Raw genomic sequence first — 25852 nt, forward strand, 5'->3', positions numbered from 1 at the left:
ATGTTATATGTCATATTGCATCCGAAAAATAAGATAAAAACACGGCCATAACGCGAAAAAGCAATGTGGCCGGGCAAAGTAGTGCAGATAAACTGTGGTTGGGGTTGGGCATCATGCTGATGCAGGCGCACACATACTAGGGAGTTACGCTTGATGAGCACAGTTGGTTTATTTTCAAAGCGGGATTGGGAAACACAGAGCGAACGGATTCCGGGGCTGATCAACATCGCCCGGATTGCCATTTTATTTTCTTTGCTGGTGATTCAGATTGCCGGCAATTATGCCGACAGCGACGGGCCTTTGGCGATTTTTCCGCCGGCCGAATTTTACAGCTGGGCGGCCGTGTATGGCGTGCTGATTTTGGTGACGGTGCTCAAGCCCGAATGGCAGCGGCAAACGCTGGATTTGCCTAATGCCAATGCCGTGGCCGACATCACCATGATGATGATACTCACCTATATGGCCGGCGGCATCGATTCGGGCTTCGGCATTTTGGTGCTGCCTTTTGTGGCCACATCCTGCCTGCTCAGCCACGGCCGCTACCCCATGCTTTATGCCAGCTATGCGGCCATGCTGATTGTGTTGACCATGTTTTTGCTCGGCCACATCAGCTTTATGCCGTTTGATGTAGCGCACCACAGCATCATCACCGCGGCCTTATTGATCGGCGCATGCTATTTAGTGGCCGCGCTCACGGCTTTTCTGGCTTCTTATCTGCAAGCGGCCACCGAATCGGCAAGTAAGCACCAGCTGGCCTACCGGCGCGTGAGCGGGCTCAACCGGTTGGTGCTCAACCGCGTGCAGGAAGCGGTAATCGTGATTGATGCGGCTCAGCGCGTGTGGCTGTTCAACCGCCAAGCCAAAACCTATTTTCCCGGCTTGGCTGTGGACAAACAGGAAAATGTGTTCGGCGATTTGGTGGGGCGTTGGCGGCATCAGCCCGATAAAGCTTTTGAAACCGATATCCATATTTTCCAACATGCCATGCATGTGCGCGCCGTGCCGCTGATTCAGGAGCAAACTGAGCTTCTGATGCTGTTTGTGCGCTCTTTGCGCGAAGTGGCGGCCGAAGCGCTGGCCACTAAGCTCGCTTCGCTGGGCCAGCTCACCGCCAATTTGGCGCACGAAATCCGCAACCCGATGTCGGCCATCCGCCATGCCAACGATTTGTTGCTGGATGGCGATGCCGATCCCACCAAAACCAAGTTGCACGGCATTATCGACAGCAATATCCAACGCATCGACAAAATGCTCGAAGATGTGTCGCTGCTCAATAAGCGCGACAGCATCAGCCGCGAGCCGATTAATCTGATGCAGTTTTGGTTGAAATTCAAGCAGGAATTCACCCTCAATAATCCCGATGCCATCGGCTGCATGCGCATGAATATGGATGGCAGCAACCTGAGCGTGTTGGCCGATCCGATGCATGTGCAGCAAATTATGTGGAATTTGTGCAACAACGCCTGGCGGCACAGCCGCAAAAGCGAAAACGCCATCACCGTGCTGATCAAGCCCAGCGGGCGCATGCATATTTCCATTGTGGTGGCCGACGACGGCCAGGGCGTGTCGCCCGATGTGCGCAATCATTTGTTCGAGCCTTTTTACACCACAGAAAAACAAGGCACGGGGCTCGGCCTTTATGTGGCGCGCGAATTGGCGCATGCCAACTTGGGGCAGCTGCACTACCATCCTGAAATGAACGGATTCGAGTTGATTTTACCGAAGGAAAACAATGAGCAAGCATAGCCTGCAAGACCCGGTGTTGGTGGTGGACGATGAAGCAGACATCCGCGATTTGATGGAAATGACGCTGATGAAAATGGGTTTGTCGGTAGAAACCGCCGTGGGCGTGACCGATGCCAAAGCCAAGCTCGACGACAACGATTATTCATTGGTGCTCACCGATATGCGCATGCCCGACGGCTCAGGCCTCGAAGTGGTGCAATATATTGACGAATTGATGCTCGACACACCGGTGGCGGTGATTACCGCATTCGGCAATGCCGATCATGCGGTGGAAGCGCTCAAAGCCGGCGCATTCGATTATCTGCAAAAACCCATCACCCTCTCGCAGCTGCGCTCATTGGTGAAATCGGCGGTGAAAGTGAACGAGCCGGAAGCAGAAGAAGCCGCCAAACCTGCCGTTGCGGCGCCTGTGCCTGACCCCGCACCTGTGCGACCCACGCCGGCACGCCCGATTTCAGAGGCTGCATCTGCGCCGTTGCGGGCCGCCGCTGCGACAGCCCCTGCTGCACCGCGCCGAGGCGTGGCCGGCGGCATCGACACCCCCATGAGCGTGCCGGCCGGTTTGCGCTCGCTCAAAGAGCGCTTCAGCAGCGGAGAATCGGCAGCCATACCTGCCTATGCCGATGAAGTCGGCGGCGACCCGGATATGCCGCGCCTTTTAGGCATGTCGCCGCAAATGGAAGAAGCGCGCCATTTGATCCGCCGCCTGGCGCACAGCAATGTGCCGGTGTATATCGCCGGCGAATCGGGCAGCGGTAAAGAGCAGGCCGCCCGCAGCATACACGAATTATCAGAGCGCGCAGGCGGCGCCTTTATCGCAGTAAACTGCGGCGCCATTCCTGAAAATCTGATGGAGAGCGAATTTTTCGGCTATAAAAAAGGCAGCTTCACCGGCGCCGATGCCGACAGACTGGGCTTTTTCCAGCATGCCGACGGCGGCACGCTTTTTCTGGATGAAGTGGCGGATCTGCCGCTGGCCATGCAGGTGAAGCTTTTGCGTGCGATTCAGGAAAAAGCGGTGCGCCGCATCGGTGATGCCCACGAAACCCAAATCGATGTGCGCATTGTTTGCGCCACCCATAAAAACCTTGAGGCGCTGGTGGCTTCGGGCGCTTTTCGCCAGGATTTGTATTACCGCCTCAACGTGGTGTCGCTGCACATGCCGCCGTTGCGCGAAATGCGTGAAGATTTGGGCGGCCTGATTATGCGGCTGCTCAACAAACACCGTATCGGCAACAGCAGCTACCGGCTCAGCCCTAAGGCGCAAGATGCGCTGCTGCATTATAGCTACCCGGGCAATTTCCGCGAGCTGGAAAATATTCTCGAGCGCGCCGTGGCGCTCACGGTGGGGCAGATTATCCAGTTGGAAGACCTGCAAATCCACAATGCGCATCAAGCGCAGCAAGAATCGCCCGGGCGGGCGGGCGCCTCATTTGATGCGCTGGCCGATCCGCAGCCGCAAATATCGCTTTCGGCCGGCGCGGCGGCAGTGGCGGATTTTATCCCGGGGCAAACGCAGATTCAGGATTATCTCGATGAAATCGAGCGGCGGATTATCGAGCAGGCGCTGCAACAAACGCGCTACAACCGCACCCAAGCGGCCAAATTGCTCGGCATCAGCTTTCGTTCGATGCGCTACCGCATGGAGCGGTTGGACATCAATTAATTTTTCAGACGACCTGATACCCATTCGAGTGTTGGGCAAAAACACAAACGCAAAAGCACAAACCCGCTGTTTCAGGCAGCGGGTTTGTGTTTCGGTTTTGAGTATTTGATGTAAAGGGAACAATCTGCTCGATACGCGCACTCCGGGTTGGCTTAACAGAAAAAAGATTAAAGTGTTTAATGGCCGGCAAGGATGAATGTCGGTTGAGTTGATTATACAAAAATAATAATAATTATCAATACTAATTAAAGAAGAAAGTTTGATTAAAATATAACATTTTGAAAATCAAAAAAATTATTTTCAGACGGCATCGCTGCTTGATGGCATTCATAGCCATTGCCAATCAAAACACACCCTTGCAGGTGAATGCCGTATAATCGGCACACGATTATTTCAACATTATTGTGCTTTCCATGCCGAATATTTATCAAACCGTGCAACACGATTTGCTCACCGCCAATGGTTTATCTGCCGAGATGCTGGCGCAAAGCCTGAGCCTGATTGGCAGCCGCCAAGTGGATTATGCCGATATTTATTGCCAGCGCACTGCTTTTGAGAGCTGGCATCTCGAAGAGGGCATGGTGAAATCGGGCAGCTTCCAAATCGATCAAGGCGTGGGCGTGCGTGCAGTGGCGGGCGAGAAAACCGCGTTTGCCTATGCCGACAGTCTCAATGCCGAAGCCATCGGCCGTGCCGCCGAGGCCGTGCGCGTGATTGGTGCGGCGGGGCGGCAGGCCGAAGTGCGCGTGCCCTCAGTGCGGCGCGGCAAACAGGTGCACGTCGTGGCCAATCCGATTGCCAGCCTTGATTCCGCCGCCAAAGTGGCGCTGCTCAATAAGGTGGAAGCGCTGGCCAAAGCCGCCGATCCGCGCATTGTGCAAGTGATGGCCGGGCTCACCTGTGAATACGATTTGGTGTATGTCGCCCGCCTCGATGGCAAACACAGCGCCGATATCCGCCCGCTGGTGCGTCTGAGCGTCACCGTGATTGCCAAGCAGGGCGAGCGGCGCGAGCAGGGCAGCGCCGGCGGCGGCGGGCGCTTCGATTTGGCTTATTTCGATGAAAAGCTGGTGGGCGAATATGTGCAAACCGCCGTGCAGCAGGCGCTGATTAATCTCGAAGCCCGCCCCGCCCCCGCCGGCGCGATGACGGTGGTGTTGGGCAGCGGCTGGCCGGGCGTGCTTTTGCACGAAGCCGTGGGGCACGGTTTGGAGGGCGATTTCAACCGCAAACAAACCAGCGCTTTTGCCGGCCGCATCGGCGAGCGCGTGGCCGCCAAAGGTGTCACCGTGGTGGACCAAGGCGACATTGCCGACAGGCGCGGCTCGCTCAATATTGATGACGAAGGCAACGCAACCGGCCGCACCGTGTTGATTGAAGACGGCATTTTAACCGGCTATCTGCAAGACGAAACCAACGCGCGCTTAATGGGCGTGGCGCCCACCGGCAACGGCCGGCGCGAGAGCTATTCTTCCGTGCCCATGCCGCGCATGACCAACACCTTTATGGAAAGCGGCAGCCACGAGCCCGAAGAAATCATCGCTTCTATCGATAAAGGGCTTTATGCGGTGAATTTCGGCGGCGGCCAAGTGGACATCACCAGCGGAAAATTCGTGTTCAGCGCATCGGAAGCCTGGTGGGTGGAAAACGGCAAGCTGCAATATCCGGTGAAAGGCGCCACCATTATCGGCAACGGCCCCGAAGTGCTGAAACACGTGAGCATGATTGGCAACAACAGCACGCTCGATGCCGGCGTGGGCGTGTGCGGCAAAGACGGCCAAAGTGTGCCCGTGGGCGTGGGTCAGCCCACCATGCGCATTGATGAAGGCTTAACCGTGGGCGGCCGCGAAGTGTAATCACTTTGCATGCCGGAATAAATGAATAGGCCGTCTGAAAGCTTTCAGACGGCCTATTCATTTGTGGTTGCGATGGCTTGATAATTAATACCAATCCAAAAAAATAACCTAACTTCGTTGTCTCGCCTTGCCGTACTATCTGTACTGTCTGCGGCTCGCCGCCTTGTTATAGATTCGGCAATTAAATATTGAAATTTCAACATTAATCCCCATTTCTCCCCAATGGAAAAAGAAGACGGAAGAAAACTTGCAGCCGAAGCCCAATTCGAACGGCGCAAGCAAGCAGTCAGACTGCACAAACAGGGCAAAACACCCGAGCAAATCGCCGAAATGCTCGGCATGGGTCATGTCACCGCGCGCTCAGCCATCAAAATCGCCGAAGCAGACGGCATCAAAGCATTGGCACCCAAAAAGCGCGGACGCCCATCAGGAAGTTGCCGCCAACTGAGTGAAGAGCAGGAAGCCCACATACAGCGCCTTATCTGTGAAAAGCGCCCCGAGCAGATGAAAATGGACTTCGCCTTATGGACTCGGGCGGCGGTTATGGCCTTGATCAAGCAAGAGCTGGCTATCGAATTGCCGGTACGTACGGTAGGCGAATACCTCAAGCGCTGGGGGTTTACGCCGCAAAAACCCATCCGGCGCGCCTACGAGCAACGTCCCGAAGCAGTGAAGCAATGGCTGGAGGAAACCTATCCCGATATCGCCAAACGGGCAAAAGCCGAAAAAGCGGAAATCCATTGGGGTGATGAAACAGCGGTAGTCAATACCGATGTACGCGGGCGGGGTTATCAGCCCAAAGGACAAACGCCGGTAGCCTATACCGTAGGCGGGACACGGCATAAACTTTCGATGATTTCAACGGTGACCAACCAGGGCAAGGCACGCTGGATGATTGTGGAAGATGCATTCAACAGCGACAAGCTGATTGAGTTTCTGGAAGCATTAATCAAAGATGCCGGTAAGAAAATCTTCCTGATACTGGATAACCTGCGGGTTCACCACAGCAAGCCGGTCAAAGCCTGGTTGGAAAAGCATAAAGAGAAGATCGAAGTGTTTTATTTACCCAGTTACAGCCCGGAGCTGAACCCTGATGAACGGTTGAATGCGGATTTGAAACAAGCACTGGGCTCGCGTGTTCAGCATCGTACAAAAGCGAAACTGAAGCAGGCAACGGAGAATCATATGCGGATGCTGGAGAACCATCCTCAACGGGTGGCTGCGTATTTTAGAGATCCGAAGGTGAAGTATGCTGCATAAACATTTCAATATTTAATTGCCGAATCAATAGCTTACTTTTTTGAATTGGTATAAAAGGTTAATAAATTTAACCATTGATTTGAGGTCGCCGCTGAAGCAAATCTGCTCAGGCAACCAAGAAAGTTGTCGATTGGATATTTGTATCCGACACTTGTTCGCAGAACAAGGCACGCACATCGCTTTGGCCGTTGACCAAACGTCGGATTCGAGAATCCGACCTACGCGGATGATGCTGCCGAACTGCTTTTATTTTGTAAGGTTATTTTTTTGGATTGGTATAAAACCGTGCCGGTTTATTTGTTTGCATGCAAATGATGCGGCGCCAAACCGGGCGTATGCTTCCAACACGCTGCGGTGTGTTCTGCGGTGCCGGCCAGCGGCGGCACTTGCTCGGCGCAGGCGGTTTCGGCTTCGGGGCAGCGGGTGCGGAACACGCAGCCGGCGGGCGGCTTGAGCGGGCTCGGCAAATCTCCGGGCAAGAGCTGGATTACTTTATGCCGTTGGGCTTCAGGGTCGGGAATGGGCACGGCGCTGATTAAGGCGCGGGTGTAGGGGTGGGCGGGGCAGTCATACACAGCCTGCTTGCTGCCAAGCTCGACGGCGCGGCCGAGATACATCACCAGCACGCGCTCGGCGATGTGTTTCACCACCGATAAATCGTGGGCGATAAAAATCATCGCCAAGCCCATTTCACGCTGAACCTGTTTCAATAAATTGACCACCTGCGCCTGAATCGATACATCCAAGGCCGACACCGGCTCGTCGCAAATCAGCAGTTTGGGCTTTAAAATCAAGGCGCGGGCAATGCCGATGCGCTGGCATTGGCCGCCTGAAAATTCGTGCGGATAGCGGTTGATCTGGTTGGGCAGCAAGCCCACTTTCTGCATGATTTCCTGCACTTGCCGCATGATGTCGGCTTTTTTTAACTCAGGATGAAAGGTGCGCAGCGGCTCGGCGATGATGTCGCCCACGGTCATGCGCGGATTGAGCGAGGCCAATGGGTCTTGAAAAATCATCTGGATATCGCGCCGTTGCAGCCGCAGCGCTTTGCTGCTCAGTGCGGCTAAATCCTGCCCCTGCCACAACACGCTGCCGCTATGCACTTTGGCCAGCCCGATAATCGCGCGCGCCAGCGTGGATTTGCCGCAGCCCGATTCGCCCACAATGCCCAGCGTTTCGCCGGCCTGCAAGGTAAACGACACGCCGTTTACCGCTTTGAGCGCAGCCGCTTTATGCCACGGCCGGCTGCCGGCGGCGCGCACGGCAAATTGCACATGCAAATCGTTTACAGCCAACAAAGCTTCTTGTTTCATGCGCCCGCTCCTTGTGCCTGCCAATGGCAGGCGCGGCGGCCGCCGTCGGCCAAGGTGGCCAGCGGCGGCATTTCGTGCCGGCAGATTTCCTGCACTTTTTCACAACGTGCCTGAAACGGGCAGCCCGGCGGCAGCGCGGCCAAATTGGGCGGGTTGCCTACGATGGTGGGCAATTCGGCGGCTTCATCGTCGAGGCGCGGCACGGCACCCAGCAGGCCGATGGTGTAGGGGTGGGTGGGGCGGTAAAAAATCTGTGCCACCGAGCCGTATTCCATGGTTTGGCCGGCATACATCACCAGCACATGATCGCAAATGCCGGCCACCACGCCCAAATCGTGGGTGATCAGCATAATGGTGGTGCCGAAATCGCGCTTTAATTCGTTGAGCAGCGCCATAATCTGCGCCTGCACGGTCACGTCCAGCGCGGTGGTGGGCTCGTCTGCAATCAGCAGCTTCGGGCGGCACAGCAGCGCCATCGCAATCATCACCCGCTGGCGCATGCCGCCTGAACATTCGTGCGGATACATATCCATGCGTTTTTGCGCTTCAGGGATTTTCACCGCTTCGAGCATGCGCAGCGCTTCGGCGCGCGCCGTCGCTTTGCTCATTCCTTGGTGCTGCACCAACACTTCGGCCAGCTGTGCGCCCACTTTCATATAAGGGTTGAGCGAAGTCATCGGGTCTTGAAAAATCATCGCAATTTCGCGGGCGCGGATTCGGTTCAGACGGCCTTCGCTCAGATTGAGGATTTCCCGGCCATCAAAGCGCACCGAGCCTTGCGCGCGCCCGTTTTTCGCCAGCAAGCCCATAATGGCAAAGGCCGTTTGCGATTTGCCCGAGCCCGATTCGCCCACGATGCCCAGCGTTTCACCTTGCTGCAAAGCGAAGTTCAGCTTGTTTACAGCGGTGATGTTGCCCTCTTCCGTGTGGAAGGCCACCTGCAAATCCTGTATGTTTAAAAGGCTCATGATTATCTGTCTTTCGGGTCGAGCGCATCGCGCAGGCCGTCGCCGATAAAGTTGAAACAAAACAGCGTGGCCACCAAAAACACGCTGGGCACCAAAAGCTGCCACGGTGCCACCTGCATGGTTTGCGCGCCCTCTTGCAAAAGCGCGCCCCAGCTCGTCATCGGCTCTTGCACGCCCAAGCCCAAAAAGCTCAAAAACGATTCAAACAAAATCATGCCCGGCACCAAAAGCGAGGCATACACCACCACCACGCCGAGCACATTGGGCACGATGTGGCGGAACACAATCGCCGTGTTTGACACGCCGCTCACTTCGGCCGCTTCCACAAATTCTTTGCGCTTGAGGCTCAGCGTTTGGCCGCGCACAATCCGCGCCACATCCAGCCACGACACCATGCCGATGGCCACAAAAATAAACGCCAGATTGCGGCCGAAAAACGTTACCAGCAAAATCACGAAAAACATAAACGGAAAAGCATTTAAAATTTCCAGAAAGCGCATCATCAGCATATCGGTTTTGCCGCCGAAAAAGCCCGACACCGCGCCGTAAACCGTGCCCAGCAACACCGCCACCAGCGCACCGGCCAGCCCCACCGTGAGCGACACCCGCCCGCCCACCGCCGTGCGCACCAGCAAATCGCGGCCGAGCGAATCGGTGCCGAAATAATGGCCGTCTGAAAAAGAAGGCGGCATCTGCATGGCGCTCCAATCGGTGTAATCGTAGGCAAAAGGCGAGAGCAGCGGTGCGATGCACACAAACAGCGTAATCAGCAGCAACAGCACCATGCTCGACACCGCCGCCCGATTGCGTTTAAAGCGCCGCCAGGCATCTTGCCGCAGGCTGCGGCCTTTGATGGCGGGGGCTTCTGCCGGCGTTTGAAGTGCGGCGGGTTGATGGAAAATGGGTTTCATAAGGTGTTTGCTTGCGGTGGATGGGGTTGAGTTTAGGGCAAACTTTGCAGCTTGCGGCGCTCTGTGTGGGCAATAATTTCAGGCCGTCTGAAACTTGGCCGTTGCAGCAATCGGTTCTCTCTCCCTGAGAAAGAGGGCGGCAAACGCAAGGTTTGCATCAAACTTCAGGCCGTCTGAAAAAAATGCAAAGCAAATCGTTCAGACGGCCTCAATCAATAGCGTATTTTCGGATCAATCAGCGCATAAAGAATATCCACCACCGCATTAAACGCAATCGTGAGTGCGCCCACCAAAATGGTGAGGCTCAACACCATGCCGTAATCGCGGTTGAGCGCGCCGTTGACAAACAATTGGCCGATGCCGGGCAGGCCGAAAATGGTTTCAATCACAATCGAGCCGGTGATGATGCCCACAAAAGCCGGCCCCAAATAGGAAACAACCGGCAGCATGGCCGGGCGCAGCGCATGGCGCAACACGATGTGGCGCATCGGCAGCCCTTTGGCGCGGGCGGTGCGGATAAAGGGGCTGTTCATCACCTCTATCATCGAGCCGCGCATAATGCGGGCGATGCTCGCCACATAAGCCAGCGAGAGCGCGGCCACCGGCAGCACCAGATTGGGCAGCGCGCCGCCGTTCCAGCCGCCGGCGGGCAGCCATTTGAGCGTAATCGCAAACACCAGCACCAAAAGCGGCGCTTTCACAAAGCCGGGCACCACCACGCCGGTCATCGCCACGCCCATCAGCGTATAATCCAGCCACGAATTGTGTTTCAAAGCCGCCCACACGCCCAGCGCCATGCCCAGCAGCAGCGCCACGATAAAAGCATAAACGCCCAATTCGAGCGACACGGGAAAAGCCTGCGCGAGCAATTCGTTGACAGTGTAATCTTTATATTTGAACGAAGGGCCGAAATCGCCTTGCGCAAGCTGCTTCAAATAATGGAAATATTGCAGATAAAGCGGGTCGTTAAGATGATATTTGGCTTCAATATTGGCCAGCACCGCCGGCGGCAGATTGCGCTCGCCGGTAAACGGGCTGCCCGGCGCCAGCCGCATCATAAAAAACGACACGGTAATCAGCACCAAAAGCGTGGGCACGGCCTCGAGCAGGCGGCGGAAGATTAATTTCAACATAACATTCTTTCAGACGGCCTCATCTGTGTGTTTTACCGTGGCACGATGAAAATCAGCGCAAGGCAACGCAACGCTGTATTGATTTGAATCGCGCCCCTTTCGGGTAGAAAAACGATTGTTTGAAACCTTGCGCACAAATGAAACAGAAACCTTAAATGTCCGCAAGCTTGGCCTGCACCGCCTGCCACACCGCATCTGTGGGAATGGCTTCGAGCAGGCGCGTTTCATCGTCGGTGTTGATGCTGTCGGGGTGGGGCAGCGGGCCGAAATCGCCCGCCCAAATCACGGTGGCGCGCTCGGAATAAGGCCGCCAGCGCGCCAAATGGCTGGGGCCGAATAAAGCCACTTGCGGCTTGTCGAGCGCAGCGGCCATGTGCATGGGCACAGAATCCACGCCGATAAACAATTTGGCACCATCAATCGCAGCGGCCAATTCGCGCAGATTGAGGCAGCCCGAAAGCCGCCACACTTTGGCTGGGCCTGTGGGCTTCAGACGGCCGGCAATATCATCCAGCATGGTCTGCTCGCGCGCATCGGGGGCGGCGGTGAACACGATATTTTCACCGGCATCGAGCAGCTTTTGCGCCAGCGCGGCGGTTTTGTCGTTGCCCCAGCATTTAAAAAACCAGCGCGAGCCCGGGTGTAGCAACACATAATCTTCGCCTCGCCGGCCTTGTTCGGCAAGCTTGGCGTGCAGGCTTTGGCGCTGCTCGGGCGAAATTTCCATGCGCACTTTCGGCACATGGCCGGCTTGAGGCAGCCCCAGCGGTGCGAGGGCGGCCAAATGGTGCGCCACCATGGGGTGCTCGTGCCCCAAATCGGTGGCGAGCCGGCTGTGCGCCCAGCGCCACAAAGCCCCGTGGCGCTTTTCAAAGCCTATGCCTATGCTTTGTTTGCCGCAAAATTTGGCCACCCAAGCGGCGCGCCATTGGCCGGAAAGATTGATTACCCAGTCATAATGTTGCGCACGCAAATCGGCAAATAAAGCATATTCGCGGGCAAGATGGTGGCGCGCACCGAGTTTTTTCCATTGGCGGTCGATGCCGAACACATGCCGCAATTGGCGGTTGTCGCGGAGCACATCGGCGGTGGCGGCATACACCAGCATATCGATTTCGCAATCGGGCCAGGCCTGTTTGAGCGCATCGGCCACCGGCGTGGCCAAAAGCACATCGCCGTGGTGTTGCAGCTTGATAATCAAAACCCGCTTGGGCGCAGAAGCATTGAGCATAAGATTTGCCGGCTGTTCAGACGGCCTTTCATAAAGAAAAGATTGTAATTTTGATGAGGAGATACGTCAATTTCAAGTGTGATTGCCGCTTTAATGGGTATAAGGCCGTCTGAAAGATTGCTATAGTAACAGCATTACCCAGTTTTGATACCGCAAACGGAAACCCCATGCGCCCCACCGACATCGCCCGCCGCCATTCCCACTATCTCGACCGCCATCTCACCAACGGCAAGCTTGATCCGGCCACGCTCGAGCCGATGCTGGGCAAAGCGCTGGGCAGCGAAGATTTTCAGCAATTTGCCGATTGGCAGGCCTTTCAGACGGCCTTTGACGAAGCCGGGCTGGCGCGCCAATTGCGTGTGTTGCGCCGCTATGTGATGGCGCAAATCATCAGTCGCGATGTGTGTCGCATCAGCGATTTGGCCGAAGTTACCCGCACCATCACCCTGTTTGCCGATTTTGCCGTCAATACCGCACTTGAATTTGCCCACGCCTATTATGAAGATCTTTACGGCACGCCCATCGGCCGCCACAGCGGCCTGCCGCAGCATTTGAGCGTGGTGGCGATGGGCAAGGCCGGCGGCTACGAATTAAACGTATCCTCCGATATCGACCTGATTTTCATTTATCCCGAAAGCGGCGACACCAACGGCAAACGCGAGCGCAGCAATCAGGAATTTTTCACCAAAGTGGGGCAGAAGCTCATCAGCCTGCTCAACGACATCACCGACGAGGGGCAAGTGTTCCGCGTAGACATGCGCCTGCGCCCCGACGGCGATGCCGGCGCCTTGGTGCTGAGCGAAACCGCGCTGGAGCAATACCTGATTCAGCAAGGGCGCGAATGGGAGCGCTATGCCTGGTGCAAAGGCCGCGTGATCACCCCTTATGCCAACGATATTGCCGCGCTGGTGCGCCCGTTTGTGTTCCGCAAATACCTCGATTTCAACGCCTATGAAGCCATGAGGGGGCTGCACCGGCAAATCCGCCAAGAAGTGAGCCGCAAAGGCATGGCCGGCAATGTGAAGCTGGGCGCAGGCGGCATACGCGAAGTGGAATTTATCGCCCAGATTTTCCAAATGATACGCGGCGGCCAAATCCGCGCCCTGCAGCTCAAAGGCACGCAGGAAACCCTGCTCAAGCTGCAAGAGCTGGATATATTGGATTCGGAAACCGCCGCCGCCCTGCTGGCGGCCTACCGCTTTTTGCGCGATGTCGAACACCGCCTGCAATATTGGGACGACCAGCAAACCCAAACCCTGCCCGACAGCCCCGAGCAGCAGCAATTGTTGGCCGAAAGCATGGGCTTTGCCGATTACGCCGCTTTTTCAGACGGCCTCAACGCCCACCGTGAAAAAGTAAACACCATCTTCAATGAAATCCTCACCGATCCCAACGAACAAGCCCCCGCGCTCGATGGCTGCTGGCATTGCGTGTGGCAGGAAAACCCCGACGAAGAAGCCCGCTTCAACCAGCTCTCCGCCCACGGCTTTGAAGCCGGTGCCATTGCCAAGCGCCTCGACCAGCTGCACGCCGGCCACAAATACCGCCAGCTCTCGCGCACCGCCCAGCCGCGCTTTGATGCCATCGTGCCGCTTTTGGTGCAGGCCGCCGCCAAACAAGCCCGCCCCACCGATACCTTATTGCGCCTGCTCGACTTTCTCGAAAACATCAGCCGCCGCTCTTCTTACCTCGCCCTTTTGCACGAACACCCGCAGGCGCTCGAGCAGCTCGCCGCACTGATGAGCCAAAGCACCTGGGTGGCCGGCTATCTGATGCAGCACCCGATATTGCTCGACGAATTATTGAGCGCCCAATTGATGCAGGCCCGCAACGATTGGCCCAAGCTTGCTGCCGAGCTTTCAGACGGCCTCTCCAATGCCCGCGGCGACACCGAAGCGCAAATGGACGTGTTGCGCCATTTTCAGCACGCCCAAGTTTTCCGCCTTGCCGTGCAGGATTTGGCCGGCTTGTGGACAGTAGAAGCCCTATCGGACGAGCTTTCCGCGCTGGCCGACACCATTCTGGCCGCCGCCATTCCCTGCGTGTGGGCCGACACCCCCAAAACCCACACCGACACGCCCCAAATCGGCATCATCGGCTACGGCAAGCTCGGCGGCAAAGAGCTCGGCTACACCTCCGACCTCGATTTGGTGTATGTGTATGACGACCCACACCCCGACGCCCCCGATATTTACGGCCGCTTCGCCCGCCGCCTCACCAACTGGCTCTCCGCCGCCACCGGTGCCGGCACGCTCTACGATGTTGATTTGCGCCTGCGCCCCAACGGCGATTCCGGCTTTCTCGCCTGCTCCGTGGCCGCTTTTGAAAAATACCAGCGCGAAAGCGCCTGGACTTGGGAGCACCAATCGCTCACCCGCGCCCGTTTTATCACAGGTTTTGAAAAAGTCGGCCAAGCCTTCGACACCATCCGCGCCGAAATCCTCACCCAAGCGCGCGACCTGCCCGCGCTCGCCCAAGAAATCATCGCCATGCGCGAAAAAATGTTCGCCACCCACCCACCCAAAGACAGCGATGTGAAATACGCCCGCGGCGGCGTGGTCGATGTCGAATTCATCGTGCAATACCTGATTTTGGCGTATGCAAACAAACTGCCGCAGCTGCTCGACAACTACGGCAACATCGCCTTGCTCCACATCGCCGCCGACGCCGGCCTCATCAGCCACACCCTCGCCGACCAAGCCCGCACCGCCTACCGCTTCTACCGCCAGCAACAACACAACACCCGCCTGCGCGATGCCGATAAAGTGGAAATCAATGAAGAAGTGATGGGCTATTACCAAAGCGTGCGCGAATTGTGGACGCAGGTGTTTGGGGAAGAAGTAAGGTTTGCGGCGCGGTGATTTAGTGGGCAAGGCCGTCTGAAAACCAAACGTAGGTACGATTAGCTTTGTGAAAACAAAGCGTAATCGTACGCATGGCACACAGAGGCCGTCTGAAACCTTTCTTCAGACGGCCTGATAATTATTGCAAAATCTGCAAATGTTTTTTCACAAACCCCCGCTTTTTAGCAAAAACATTTGCGTCTATAATCTGCCGTGTTTGAAACCCATGACCAGCAAAACCACTATGAACATTTTATTGTTAAACGGCGGCAAATCATTCGGCCACTCGCATGGTCGTTTGAACGCCACTTTGCACGATGTTGCCAAAGAAACCTTAAGCGGCCTCGGCCACGTAATTCAAGAGACCGTTATCGATGCGGGCTACGACATTGAAGCCGAAATCGAAAAATACCTGTGGGCCGATGCCATTGTGTATCAAATGCCCGGTTGGTGGATGGGCGAGCCGTGGATTGTGAAAAAATACATCGATGAAGTGTTCACCATCGGCCACGGCAGGCTTTATGCCAGCGATGGCCGCAGCCGCCGCGATGCGGCAAAAAAATACGGCAGCGGCGGCCTGCTGCAAGGACGCAAGCATATGCTTTCACTCACTTGGAATGCGCCGCTGGAGGCTTTTATCGAGCCGGATCAATTTTTCAACGGCACGGGCGTGGATAATGTTTATATGCATTTTCACCGCGCCAATGAATTTCTCGGCACCGAAGCGCTGCCCACTTTTTTGTGCAACGATGTGATTAAAGCGCCCGATGTGCCGAAATATACCGCCGCTTATCAGGCGCATTTGCAGCAAGTGTTCGGGCTTGCAGGATAAAAGGTATACCAAATCAAAGGCCGTCTGAAGCGTTTCAGCAAGCGCAGGTACAGTTATCTTTTTGAAAACAAAGCGCAATCGTAGACATGGCACACAGATGCCGTCTGAAATTTTTTTCAGACGGCCTCATTTTGTTTCCCGTATTCAAGGCAGCAAAATGTAACAAGCTTATTTTTTGGATGGGTGCAACCTGCACAGAAATAACGGGTTTAAGCAAGCGTAGCTACGATTATCTTTGTGAAAACAAAGCGCAATCGTACGCATGAAATACATAGGCCGTCTGAAACTTTTTTCAGACGGCCTTTTGCCGGTAAATTAAGCCAAACACATCAATCATAAGAAATCGGCGTACTGCTGTTTTTCTTGTTGCGGAAATAGCCGCGCATCGAAGTGTCGGCTTGGCCGACGGGCACATCTTCGCTGAATTGCCACGTTACCTGATTGCTGCCGCCGATGGGATGTGAGCCGCGCAGGCCGATGTGGCTGCCCAAATCGTCTACCGAAGTGGTGGTGAAGCGCTCATTGCCGATTTTGGTTTGCGACACGCTCACGCCGCTGCGGATGGTGCCGTAAAGCTGCACATCGGCCAAGGCCAGCGCGGGCAGGGCAGCCGATAAAACGAGCAGGGTTTTTTTCATGGCGGTTTCTTTTCAAGTGGGATTTGGTTAAAGTCTAGCATAAGCGCCGCGCCGCGATTTTTAAGAAAGCATAAAGCCGTGTAAGGCCGTCTGAAAAATTAAAATCAAAAGGAGCAAAACCATGCATACCCTCACCGCCGCCGCCGTGCAAATGGTGTCGGGCACGCACCCCGAAACCAATATCGACACCATGCGCCGCTTGGTGCGCCAGGCCGCCGAGCGCGGCGCAGATTGGGTGCTCTTGCCCGAATATTGGCCGCTGATGGGCGCACGCGACACCGACAAGCTCGCTTTTGCCGAGCCTTTGGGCGCGGGGGCGTTTCAGACGGCCATGAGCGAAATTGCGCGCGAATGCAACATTGTGCTTTTTGGCGGCACCGTGCCCCTGCAAAGCGGCGAGGCGGGCAAAGTGCTCAACACCCTGCTGGTGTATGGGCGCGACGGTGCACCCATCGGCGCTTACGATAAAATGCATTTATTCGGCTATTCCGGCTTGGGCGAGCGCTATGCCGAGGCCGACACAATTGCCGCAGGCGCCGCCGTGCCGCGCTTGTCGGCCGATGGCATAAACGTGGCGGCTGGCGTGTGCTACGATGTGCGCTTTCCCGAATTTTTCCGCGCCCAGCAGCCATTCGAGGTGCTGCTGCTGCCCGCCGCTTTCACCCACACCACAGGCCAGGCGCATTGGACGCTGCTGCTGCGCGCCCGTGCGGTGGAAAACCAATGCTATGTGGTGGCCGCTGCACAAGGCGGGCTGCATGAAAGCGGCCGGCGCACCTTCGGCCACAGCATGATTATCGACCCGTGGGGCGAAGTGATCGACGAGCTGCCCGAAGGCGAAGGCGTGGTAATCGCCCCGCTCGATGCCGCCCGCCTGGCCAGCGTGCGCACCCGCCTGCCCGCGCTGGCGCACCGTTTGCTTTAGTGCACGGGCAGGTTTTCAGACGGCCTTTTCGAGAGCTGATTGGGTTAGGTTGCAGGTTGTACAGCAGCGTAGGTACGATTAGCCGCCCAAAGGCGGCGTAATCGTACGCATGCGTGCTACGATGTTGCAGCAGGGTTGCGGTGGTTATTGCGACAAAAATCCATCCCGTTTAACCATCAAGTTAAACGGGATGGATTTTTGTCGGCTGCCGGTTTAGATAATTTCGCGCCAGCTGATGCGGCGGATGGACGACACGCATTGCGGGCCGGAAATGCCCAGTTTGTCCAAACTCACGTTGTTGTCGGAGTTGGATGGGTTGTTGGTGTCGGAAGCGCTGTTACGCAAGGTATTGATCAGGCGGGCAGATTTTCCGGAGAAACAATGGTTTTTGGGCAGACCCGTGCCGCTATTCTCGCCCAACTCCAAATCGGTGCCCGAGCCGCCGGCATCACCGTCAACCGTGGTGCTGGGGTCGGCCAAGGTTTTGCCATCAGCACCGAGGCGGTTGGTATCGGTATAGGTGAAGCTAAGTATGCCTTGGCTTTTGCGGCCGTTGGCATAATAGCTGGCATTGCCGGAAGCATCGGTTTGCACCACTTTGAAATCAATGTAAGCATCTTTCTTGGTGAGCGCGCCGCCGGTTTCGGCGTTCAAGCCCATCAACCAGCTAGCGCTGTTGGTGGTGCTGGAGCTGCTGGTGGGCAGGCACACATCACCCATGCCATTGTTATTCGGGTTGGTTTGGGTGGTTTCGGTTTTGTACATGCGGCTGCTGACAATGGCGGTGCGCAAAATCATGGTGGGCTTGACCACCACGCGCTCGCCTGTGTCGGGCAGCGCCACCTTCCAGCCTTTGTTGGTGTCGCTGATGGCATTGTTGCTGAGAAAGCGGTATTCATCGTTGCCCGTTTTGCTCACGGTAATGGTTTGCGCCAATAAATCGGCTTGCGTAGCAGCGCTGGCCGGCTTTGTGGTGTCGTCAAAAATGCCATACACCGCCTGCGGGTCATTTCTGCCCAGATCTTCCTGATAAATATCGCTGCCGGTGCCGAAAATCACCACATATTTGCCATAGGTTCGGCGCGACACGGCCGGTGCCGAGGTGATGGGCTGGCTGTTGCTGCCCTGATAAATGCGGCTTACCGACCATTGCTCCGGCTTGGTGTCGGTGGCGGCTTGGCTGGTGTTGGTGGCGTGTGCACCGCGCAAATCGAAGCGATACATATTGCCGCCATAATCGCCGGCATAAACCACGTCCACCAAGCCATCGAAGTCAACATCCACCAACGTGGGTGAAGAGAGGCCGCCCACGCCACCGGGCACGGTGATTTTGCGGATAAGCGTGCCCGGCGTGCCGACCACAGCGCCGCTGCGGGCTTCCTGCCCCAGTGTGTCGTAGATATAGAGCGCGGTTTCGTTGTTGTCGGTGGCGGCCTTATTGCTGCGGTAACCGCTGGCGAGGAAGGTGGCGTAGCGGATGTCTTTATCCATGGCGATGCTGCCGGCGGCGCGGTTGATCGACACGCGGCCGATTTGCGGCGTGCCTATGGTGTAGCCCAGCGTGTTGGTTGCGCCTTTGGCGGTTTCAAACAGCGGCACGTCTCTCAGCATATCGCCGCCGTTGAGCGCCAAGCCGCTGCCGCTCACGCGGTTTTTGCCGCCGATATTGAGCGCATAAGCGCCGCGCCCGCCTTGCCCCATCGCGCCGGCCATAAAGATTTGCTGGCCTTTGGAATGGCTGCTGTCGGGCGTTTGGCGCAGCGTGAAGCCGCCGTTGACCATATAGCGGTGGGATTTATCAAGGTTGCCATAGCCTTCTTGCGCCAGCTCTTTCAGGGTTTTGCCCATGGTGTCGCCGCCATTGTCGCCATCGCGCTGCATATCGGCGGGGATATAGCTCAATTTCAAATGATAGGGATTGGGGGCGCCGGCGGAAGCATCGCTTTGAAACAGATGCACCATGCCATCGTTGGCCGCCGTAACCAAAAATTCCTGGCGGCCGCCTACGCGGTTGCCGATGGCGCTCACGGGGCTGTCGAGAATATCGCCCAGGTTGCGCTGGTCGGGGCTGGTGTTGCGCACGCGGTAGGCTTGGCTGTATTTTTTATTGGCGGCTTCTGCCTGTATGGCGGCATCGGTTTGGGTGGCGGAGCGGGCTGTCCACGGCAGCAGCGCGTTTTGCCATTCTTTATTATCGGTGGGATTGCCACCGCTGATAGCGAAATCGCTGTTGGCCAAGTCGGTGAAGTCGGCTATTTTTTTCACTTGGCCTTTGGTGCTCAGCAATACCGTGCGCTGGCTAAACGAAGGTTGTTTGTAGGTTTTGCTGTTTAAATTGCCTTGGGCATCTAAATCGAAAAAGCGCAGCTGGCTGCTCCACGATGAAGTGTCCAAATGCACAGCAGCGGCCATATTGGGCACATTACTGCTCATGATTGCCGGCGCTACCGTGCCATAGGAGGCAGTCGGGTTGGTCATACCGATTTCGATTTTGTCGAAAATATTATTGAAAGCGTCCACCAGATTTTGTGGATTATCGGCATGAAAATAATACTCGGGCTTGCTGGCTCCTTGGAGAAGATAATTACGCCCCCGTTCGGTAAAGGCAGAGCCAAAACCCACGGTGAAGGTTTCGACCAATTGGTTTTTATAAATGCTCTGACCGTCGCTACCTTTGAGATCATCAGGGTGGCCGTTCCAATATTTATTGCCGCTTGAGCCGTCTATATCTTTGAAATCTTTGGTGGCTAGGGTTTGGCTAAAAAAGCGCAAACCATCGTTTGCATCCCACACGGTATCGTAATAGCCATTACTGCCTTGATCCCAGCGGCAGACGCCGCCCGCTTGGTTGCCAAAATAAGGGTCGCCCCGATAATTGAAAGTAATGCCATTGGAAGAGCGGCAGCTGGTGTTGGCATCGCCATCCGACATCATCACGATATAGCTTTTTTGGCATCGGTGTTGCAGGCTGTTGCGCACCAAGCTTTGAATTTCATAATAGCGGCGTGTGGTGGGGGTGCCGGCATTAGGCCATAAAGCATTAACATGCTTTTGAACGGTTTCCCATTGATCGGTAAAGCCGGCCATATTCGGGCGCAGCCTGCTGGGATTGGTGGAGTTTGTGTCGCGGGTATCGATATTGTTGTGCAGGGTTTGCAGATTCCAATTGATTTTATCTTGGTGTGTGTCAAGCAGGCCGTGTAAGGCCTTTTTGGTGATGTCTATCTTTTGCTGTCCACCAATCAACCGTTTCATACTGCCCGAATCGTCGATAAACAGCATCACATTGGGCTTGGGGAAGTTGCTGTTGGTGACAAGCGTTTGGTTTTGCAGATAAAACGGGGTTTGCGCCAGTGTATCCGCCGCTTGCGCCGCACCGGTGGCCAAAGCGGCAGCGATGCTCAAAACCAGCGGTTTGCAGATGCCCGTAAAGTGAGTGGGTGATTTTTTTGTTTTCATTATGGTATTCCTTGCATGGCGGGCGGCGGCTTGGCCGGCCCGCAAATGGCTCGAAAATATCGCGTGAGTAATCAGGGGATTATTTTAGCATAGCTTTACGTTTTGCCATGCGTTGGCTGCATCGGGCGGTGTGTGAGTGTTGCCAATATCCGACTGGCCGCCGTGCACGCTTTTCAGACGGCCTGCGATTCTTTCCTTGAGCCTAGCGGCGATTTCGTTTAAAATGCATTGCTTCTACAGGCATGCGCGCCATGCCCCAAAAAGCACGTCACCCCATTTTCGAAATGGCGGCGCGTGTTTTTTTTTAGCCAAATATTTTGAGGCCGTCTGAAGCCTGCTTGCGCAAATATTTTCAGACGGCCTGTTCTAGGGCATCCTAGGCATACTATAGTGAAATGCAAGAAAAAGTGATACAAAACCACGCACTATCACGGAGTAGGTTGGGTTGATAAACCCAACGTTTCAGACGACCTGTGGGCTTGTTGGGTTTTCAACCCAACCTACTCGTTGTGTCACTTTTTTATGCATTCCACTATATCGACAAACATCAGGCACAGGAAATCATCATGACAACGAGCGCCATTCTTGTATTGGCAGACGGCAGCGTGTTTCACGGCACTTCGGTCGGCCACCACGGCACCACTTCGGGCGAGGTGGTGTTCAACACTTCGATGACCGGCTATCAGGAAATTCTCACCGACCCCTCTTATGCCAAGCAAATCGTTACCCTCACTTATCCGCACATCGGCAACACCGGCACCAACGGCGAAGATGAAGAGAGCCGCGGCGTGTTTGCCGCCGGCCTGATTATCCGCGACCTGCCGCTTTTGCACAGCAATTTCCGCGCCGGCGAAAGCCTGCAAGAATATTTGGTGCGCCACCAAACCGTGGCCATTGCCGACATCGACACCCGCCGCCTCACCCGCATCTTGCGCGACAAAGGCGCGCAAGCGGGTGCGATTCTCACCGGCGCAGACGCCACCGAAGAAAAAGCGCAGGCGCTGATTGCCGAATTCGGCAGCATGGTGGGCAAGGATTTGGCCAAAGAAGTGAGCTGCGATAAGGCTTATGAATGGAACGAAGGCGAATGGAAGCTCGGCGAAGGCTTTGGCAATCCGGTCAAGCAATTTCATGTGGTGGCTTATGATTTCGGCGTGAAAACCAATATCTTGCGCATGCTGGCCGAGCGCGGCTGCCGCCTCACCGTGGTGCCGGCGCAAACACCGGCTAAAGACGTGTTGGCAATGAACCCCGACGGCGTGTTTTTATCCAACGGCCCGGGCGACCCCGAGCCGTGCGATTACGCCATTGCGGCGGTGCAAGAGATTTTGGCGACGAAAAAGCCGCTGTTCGGCATTTGCTTAGGCCACCAATTATTGGGCTTGGCGGTGGGCGGGCAAACCCGCAAAATGCCGTTCGGCCACCACGGCGCCAACCATCCGGTGCAGGATTTGGATAGTGAAAAAGTGATGATCACCAGCCAAAACCACGGTTTTGAAGTGGATGCGGCCAGCCTGCCGCAGAATGTGCGCATCACGCACAAATCGTTGTTTGACGGCTCGCTGCAAGGCATCGAGCTAGCAGATCAGGCGGCATTTTCATTCCAGGGCCACCCCGAAGCCAGCCCCGGCCCGAACGATGTGGCATATTTGTTCGACAAGTTTATCGACAGCATGAAAGCGGCCAAGGCCGTCTGAAAGCAGCGCCGTAGGTTGGATTCTTGAATCCGGCATTTGGCCGCAAGGCCGAAAAGAATGGCGGGAGATGGGAAAATCTTGTTCTGCGAACAAGTGTCGGATTCGAGAATCTGATTTTAAAATACGCTTAAAGGCCGTCTGAAAAGAAACGCACCATCATGTTCGGCATCACCGATTTACCCACTTATATTATCGGCACCATTGCCGTGATTCTGCTGCCCGGCCCCAATTCGATGTATTGCCTGGCAATGGCGGGGCAACACGGCGTGCGGACGGCTTACCGCTCGGTGGCGGGCATTTTGCTGGGCGACAATGTGTTGATGCTGGCCACGGCGCTGGGCGCGGGCGCGTTGCTCAAAGCGGTGCCGGAATTGTTTCACGCGGTGAAGCTGGTCGGCGGCTTATATTTGGCCTATATCGGTTGGAATCTGTTGCGCGGCGCGGTGAAAAAATGGCAGGCGCATTTAAGGCCGTCTGAAAGCGCCGCACCGAGCGTGCATAACACGGCACCTGCGCATGTGTTCAAACGCGCTTTGCTGCTGAGCCTCACCAACCCTAAGGCGATATTGTTTTTGCTGTCGTTTTTCGTGCAGTTTGTCGACCCGGCCTATGCCCACCCGGGGCTGACCTTTTTGGCGCTGGCGCTGATTTTGCAAATCATCAGCTTTATTTACCTGAGCGTGCTGGTGTTTGCCGGCTTCCACCTCACGCAGGTGTTCAGACGGCATCAAAAAACCGCCGCCGCCGGCATGGGCATCGTGGGCGCGGCCTTTATCGGCTTTGCGGTGAAAATGTGGACGGCCACTTTGTGAGGCCGTCTGAAAAGGAAAAGAAAGCGATGCGCGAATATCCGTTTCAATTGGTGAATGTGTTTGCCGAAAGCCATTTCGGCGGCAACCCGCTGGCGGTGTTCCCCGATGCGGCGGGTTTGAGCGATGGTGATATGCTGCAAATTGCGCGCCAGTTTAATTTGAGCGAAACCGTGTTTGCCTTTGGCGGCAGCGCGGGCGCGGCGGCAGATTTGCGCATTTTCACGCCCGGTGGCGAATTGCCGCTGGCCGGCCATCCCACGCTGGGCGCGGCGTTTGTGTTGCAACAACAGCGCGGGCTACCTGAAAATTTTGTGCTGAATACCCGCGCCAAACCGGTCAAGTTGCATGGTGTAAATGGCAGCATAACATTGCACATCAGCGGCTATACCTGTGAAGCCAGTGCCACCGGCGCTGCGCCATTGGCAGCAGCGACAGGTATTGATGCGGATAAGATGGCTGCACAAGCATTTTGGGTAAACAGCGGCTCGGCGCAATTATTGCTGCAAGTGTATGATTTAGCGGCTTTGCAACATGCGCGCCCCGATTTGCGCGCTTTGCGTGAAATTTGCCAAGCCGATGGCCATTGCACGGTGGTTTATTTATGGTGCGAGCAAGGTGAAAAAGCATTCGTGCGCCTGTTTGCCGAAGTAAACGGGGCGTTGATTGAAGACAGTGGCACCGGTTCGGCCGCCGCCAATCTCGGCGCTTATTATGCCGCCCAAGGCTGTGTGCCGTTGGTGCGCCATATTTACCAAGGCGATGAAATGGGCCGCCCCAACCGCCTGTATTTGCGCGTGGATGCAGAGCAGCATATTTTTGTCGGCGGGCAGGTGGTGGCGGTGGGCGAGGGTGTGTTCCGTTTGCCCTGAATGGTTGAAAGCAGGCTTGAGGCCGTCTGAAAAAGAAAAGAAACAAAGTTTGATAATCCGTCATCAAAAGAAAAAAGCGGCTGCAGCCTGTTTGCTGGCTTTGTTGTCGGCAGGCGCGTTGCCGAGCGCCCATGCAGCGCCGAGCGTTGCCGCTGTGGCATGGCAAAGCTGCCGTGCGCCGGCGTTTAAAGGCTGGTTCAGCAAAGAGGCGCCGGCGGCGCGCGGCTTGGAGTGTGCGGTGTTGGCAGTGCCTTTGTCTTACCAGCCGCAAGAGGCCGCACATCAGCGCGAAGTGAAGCTGGCGCTTACCCGCCAGCGGGCTAAAAACAGCCACGGCGCATTGTTGTTTATTGCCGGCGGGCCGGGGCAGGCGGGGATTAACCCGCTGGCGAGTAAAAGCGCGGCCACGCAGCAATTATTGAGTGAATACGATATTATCGGCTATTCCCCGCGCGGCGTGGCGCCCTCGCTGCCCACCATTGCCTGCCCCGCACCGGAAGAGAGCGGGCAAGTGTATGAAAGCAAAATGTTTGTCGACAGCTGCATCCGGCATATGGGCGCGGACACACTCAAATACATGAGCGCCCGTGATGCGGTGGAAGATGTGGAATCCATCCGCCGCGCGCTGGGCAACGAGCGCCTGAATTTGGTGAGCTATTCCTACGGCACCAAAGTGGCCGCGCTTTATGCCCAACGCTATCCCGCCCATGTGCGCAGCGCCGTGCTCGACGGCGTGGTGGATTTGGCCGAAGACTACACCACGCAGCGCTTAACCCAAGAGCAAGGCTATCAGCATACGTTTGAACAATTTGCCGCTTGGTGCGCACACAGCCGCCCAGATTGCCCGCTGGCCGCCGAGCCTGAAGCCGCCAACCAGCGCATGCACACTTTATTGGCCAAGCTGAATGCGCATCCGCTCACCGACAAACAAGGCGAAGCCATCGACAGCGATGCCTTAATCGGGCTGATGAGCACCGAAATATTGTGGCAGGAAGGCTGGCCGGATTTGGCCCAAACCCTGCGCGATTTGCAAAAAGGCCGCACCGGCAGCTACAACCGCCTGAAATACCAAAGCCCGATGGGCGAGCACGAACAAGATGCGCTCACCGTGATCAGCTGCGCCGATGCCGCCCTGCAACTGCCGCGCGAGCAGGAATTGCAGCGCCTGCGCCAAATCGATGATGCTTCGCGCTTTGACAACTACCGAGCCAAAAGCGACGAAGAATTGCTGGAACCCTGCTCTTATTGGCCGCATGCAGGCACCGATATTGTGCACACGCCCAAGCCCGACCCGAGCCTGCCCAAGCTGCTTTTTGTGGCGCAAACCCACGACGGCACCACGCCCTACCGCAACGCACAGGCCATGGCCGCCGCCTTTAGCGGCCACCTGCTCACCCGCGAAGGCACCGGCCATACATTGGTGCTAAACGGCTTAAGCGAGTGTGTGGATAAACAAGTTTCGGATTATTTGCTTGATCCTGCGGGGTTTGTTGAAACGCAGGTTTGTCGGGCGGATGATTGAAGCAGAGGTAGTTTGGCCGCTAGGCCAAAGATTAGCGGCAATGGTAGGAAAGCTTGTTCTGCGAACAAGTGTCGGATACAAGTATCCGACCTACGGTTGCTACTTGTTCTGGCGAACAAGTGTCGGATACTGCGCGGAAAATGACCGGTATCGGCCAACGTGTAGGTCGGA

The 25852-nt window shown here is 56.1% G+C and carries 18 protein-coding genes; 11 read left to right on the top strand and 7 right to left on the bottom strand.

What is annotated here, in order from left to right; translation table 11 throughout:
• Positions 1-153: 153 nt before the first annotated feature.
• The 4 genes from LVJ78_RS01540 to LVJ78_RS01555 all read left to right on the top strand — a co-directional run bounded on the left by LVJ78_RS01540 (position 154) and on the right by LVJ78_RS01555 (position 6528).
• A complete protein-coding gene (locus LVJ78_RS01540) occupies positions 154-1746 on the top strand; it encodes an ATP-binding protein (RefSeq protein ID WP_132954829.1) in 1593 nt (530 codons plus the stop codon).
• Positions 1733-3412, top strand: coding sequence for a sigma-54-dependent transcriptional regulator (locus tag LVJ78_RS01545; protein WP_132954828.1), 1680 nt, complete (start codon positions 1733-1735; stop codon positions 3410-3412). Before LVJ78_RS01540 ends, LVJ78_RS01545 begins: the two co-directional genes overlap by 14 nt.
• Before the next feature lie 413 nt (positions 3413-3825).
• Complete coding sequence (gene tldD, locus LVJ78_RS01550) at positions 3826-5268, top strand: metalloprotease TldD (protein WP_132954827.1); 1443 nt, start codon at positions 3826-3828, stop codon at positions 5266-5268.
• A gap of 222 nt (positions 5269-5490) precedes the next feature.
• Positions 5491-6528 carry an IS630 family transposase gene (locus LVJ78_RS01555; protein WP_132954952.1) on the top strand — a complete coding sequence of 346 codons (1038 nt, stop codon included), beginning with the start codon at positions 5491-5493 and terminating at the stop codon, positions 6526-6528.
• Between the two features lie 293 nt (positions 6529-6821).
• Here the strand turns inward: LVJ78_RS01555 and oppF are convergent, their stop codons facing one another.
• From oppF to rfaQ, 5 genes are all read right to left on the bottom strand, one after another.
• Complete coding sequence (gene oppF, locus LVJ78_RS01560) at positions 6822-7841, bottom strand: murein tripeptide/oligopeptide ABC transporter ATP binding protein OppF (RefSeq protein ID WP_132954264.1); 1020 nt, start codon at positions 7839-7841, stop codon at positions 6822-6824.
• Positions 7838-8809 (bottom strand): oligopeptide/dipeptide ABC transporter ATP-binding protein, encoded by a 972-nt coding sequence (locus LVJ78_RS01565; RefSeq protein WP_165870926.1) that lies wholly within the window; start codon positions 8807-8809, stop codon positions 7838-7840. Before LVJ78_RS01565 ends, oppF begins: the two co-directional genes overlap by 4 nt.
• Before the next feature lie 2 nt (positions 8810-8811).
• Positions 8812-9720: an oligopeptide ABC transporter permease OppC gene (gene oppC, locus LVJ78_RS01570; protein ID WP_132954265.1), complete on the bottom strand. Its 909-nt coding sequence runs from the start codon at positions 9718-9720 to the stop codon at positions 8812-8814.
• 212 nt (positions 9721-9932) lie between these two features.
• On the bottom strand, positions 9933-10853 hold the full coding sequence (gene oppB / locus LVJ78_RS01575; RefSeq protein ID WP_132954266.1) for an oligopeptide ABC transporter permease OppB: 921 nt from the start codon (positions 10851-10853) through the stop codon (positions 9933-9935).
• Between the two features lie 151 nt (positions 10854-11004).
• Positions 11005-12084, bottom strand: a complete 1080-nt coding sequence (rfaQ, locus tag LVJ78_RS01580; RefSeq protein WP_132954267.1) for a putative lipopolysaccharide heptosyltransferase III — start codon at positions 12082-12084, stop codon at positions 11005-11007.
• 167 nt (positions 12085-12251) lie between these two features.
• Between rfaQ and glnE the strand changes: the two genes are divergently transcribed.
• Together glnE and LVJ78_RS01590 are read left to right on the top strand one after the other, a co-directional pair.
• On the top strand, positions 12252-14945 hold the full coding sequence (glnE, locus tag LVJ78_RS01585; RefSeq protein ID WP_132954268.1) for a bifunctional [glutamate--ammonia ligase]-adenylyl-L-tyrosine phosphorylase/[glutamate--ammonia-ligase] adenylyltransferase: 2694 nt from the start codon (positions 12252-12254) through the stop codon (positions 14943-14945).
• 226 nt (positions 14946-15171) lie between these two features.
• A complete protein-coding gene (locus LVJ78_RS01590; RefSeq protein WP_132954269.1) occupies positions 15172-15759 on the top strand; it encodes an NAD(P)H-dependent oxidoreductase in 588 nt (195 codons plus the stop codon).
• Between the two features lie 329 nt (positions 15760-16088).
• Here LVJ78_RS01590 and LVJ78_RS01595 read toward each other — a convergent pair whose 3' ends face one another.
• On the bottom strand, positions 16089-16397 hold the full coding sequence (locus LVJ78_RS01595) for a porin (protein WP_132954270.1): 309 nt from the start codon (positions 16395-16397) through the stop codon (positions 16089-16091).
• A 121-nt stretch (positions 16398-16518) separates the two neighbouring features.
• On the opposite strand from LVJ78_RS01595, the gene LVJ78_RS01600 reads away from it, so the two are divergent.
• Positions 16519-17322, top strand: a complete 804-nt coding sequence (locus LVJ78_RS01600; protein ID WP_132954271.1) for a carbon-nitrogen hydrolase family protein — start codon at positions 16519-16521, stop codon at positions 17320-17322.
• 213 nt (positions 17323-17535) lie between these two features.
• Here the strand turns inward: LVJ78_RS01600 and pilC are convergent, their stop codons facing one another.
• Positions 17536-20781: a PilC family type IV pilus tip adhesin gene (gene pilC, locus LVJ78_RS01605; protein ID WP_132954272.1), complete on the bottom strand. Its 3246-nt coding sequence runs from the start codon at positions 20779-20781 to the stop codon at positions 17536-17538.
• A gap of 566 nt (positions 20782-21347) precedes the next feature.
• Here pilC and carA point away from each other — a divergent pair.
• The 4 genes from carA to LVJ78_RS01625 all read left to right on the top strand — a co-directional run bounded on the left by carA (position 21348) and on the right by LVJ78_RS01625 (position 25681).
• Complete coding sequence (gene carA, locus LVJ78_RS01610) at positions 21348-22478, top strand: glutamine-hydrolyzing carbamoyl-phosphate synthase small subunit (RefSeq protein ID WP_132954273.1); 1131 nt, start codon at positions 21348-21350, stop codon at positions 22476-22478.
• A 158-nt stretch (positions 22479-22636) separates the two neighbouring features.
• Complete coding sequence (gene leuE, locus LVJ78_RS01615; protein WP_132954274.1) at positions 22637-23290, top strand: leucine efflux protein LeuE; 654 nt, start codon at positions 22637-22639, stop codon at positions 23288-23290.
• A gap of 26 nt (positions 23291-23316) precedes the next feature.
• Entirely contained in the window at positions 23317-24159 is an 843-nt protein-coding gene (locus tag LVJ78_RS01620) for a PhzF family phenazine biosynthesis protein (RefSeq protein WP_132954275.1), read from the top strand.
• Positions 24160-24208: 49 nt separating this feature from the next.
• A complete protein-coding gene (locus tag LVJ78_RS01625) occupies positions 24209-25681 on the top strand; it encodes an alpha/beta hydrolase (protein ID WP_165870927.1) in 1473 nt (490 codons plus the stop codon).
• The last annotated feature ends 171 nt before the right edge of the window (positions 25682-25852 follow it).

The organism is Uruburuella suis, assembly GCF_022870845.1.
Lineage (GTDB): Bacteria > Pseudomonadota > Gammaproteobacteria > Burkholderiales > Neisseriaceae > Neisseria > Neisseria suis.

Bases quoted from the DNA above. Each gene is read 5' to 3' on its own strand.
- LVJ78_RS01540 (WP_132954829.1), top strand. From the start codon at position 154: ATGAGCACAGTTGGTTTATTTTCAAAGCGGGATTGGGAAACACAGAGC.
- oppB (WP_132954266.1), bottom strand. From the start codon at position 10,853: ATGTTGAAATTAATCTTCCGCCGCCTGCTCGAGGCCGTGCCCACGCTT.
- LVJ78_RS01590 (WP_132954269.1), top strand. From the start codon at position 15,172: ATGAACATTTTATTGTTAAACGGCGGCAAATCATTCGGCCACTCGCAT.
- LVJ78_RS01565 (WP_165870926.1), bottom strand. From the start codon at position 8,809: ATGAGCCTTTTAAACATACAGGATTTGCAGGTGGCCTTCCACACGGAA.
- LVJ78_RS01620 (WP_132954275.1), top strand. From the start codon at position 23,317: ATGCGCGAATATCCGTTTCAATTGGTGAATGTGTTTGCCGAAAGCCAT.
- carA (WP_132954273.1), top strand. From the start codon at position 21,348: ATGACAACGAGCGCCATTCTTGTATTGGCAGACGGCAGCGTGTTTCAC.
- LVJ78_RS01555 (WP_132954952.1), top strand. From the start codon at position 5,491: ATGGAAAAAGAAGACGGAAGAAAACTTGCAGCCGAAGCCCAATTCGAA.
- oppC (WP_132954265.1), bottom strand. From the start codon at position 9,720: ATGAAACCCATTTTCCATCAACCCGCCGCACTTCAAACGCCGGCAGAA.
- LVJ78_RS01595 (WP_132954270.1), bottom strand. From the start codon at position 16,397: ATGAAAAAAACCCTGCTCGTTTTATCGGCTGCCCTGCCCGCGCTGGCC.
- tldD (WP_132954827.1), top strand. From the start codon at position 3,826: ATGCCGAATATTTATCAAACCGTGCAACACGATTTGCTCACCGCCAAT.
- rfaQ (WP_132954267.1), bottom strand. From the start codon at position 12,084: ATGCTCAATGCTTCTGCGCCCAAGCGGGTTTTGATTATCAAGCTGCAA.
- LVJ78_RS01545 (WP_132954828.1), top strand. From the start codon at position 1,733: ATGAGCAAGCATAGCCTGCAAGACCCGGTGTTGGTGGTGGACGATGAA.
- pilC (WP_132954272.1), bottom strand. From the start codon at position 20,781: ATGAAAACAAAAAAATCACCCACTCACTTTACGGGCATCTGCAAACCG.
- LVJ78_RS01600 (WP_132954271.1), top strand. From the start codon at position 16,519: ATGCATACCCTCACCGCCGCCGCCGTGCAAATGGTGTCGGGCACGCAC.
- leuE (WP_132954274.1), top strand. From the start codon at position 22,637: ATGTTCGGCATCACCGATTTACCCACTTATATTATCGGCACCATTGCC.
- oppF (WP_132954264.1), bottom strand. From the start codon at position 7,841: ATGAAACAAGAAGCTTTGTTGGCTGTAAACGATTTGCATGTGCAATTT.
- glnE (WP_132954268.1), top strand. From the start codon at position 12,252: ATGCGCCCCACCGACATCGCCCGCCGCCATTCCCACTATCTCGACCGC.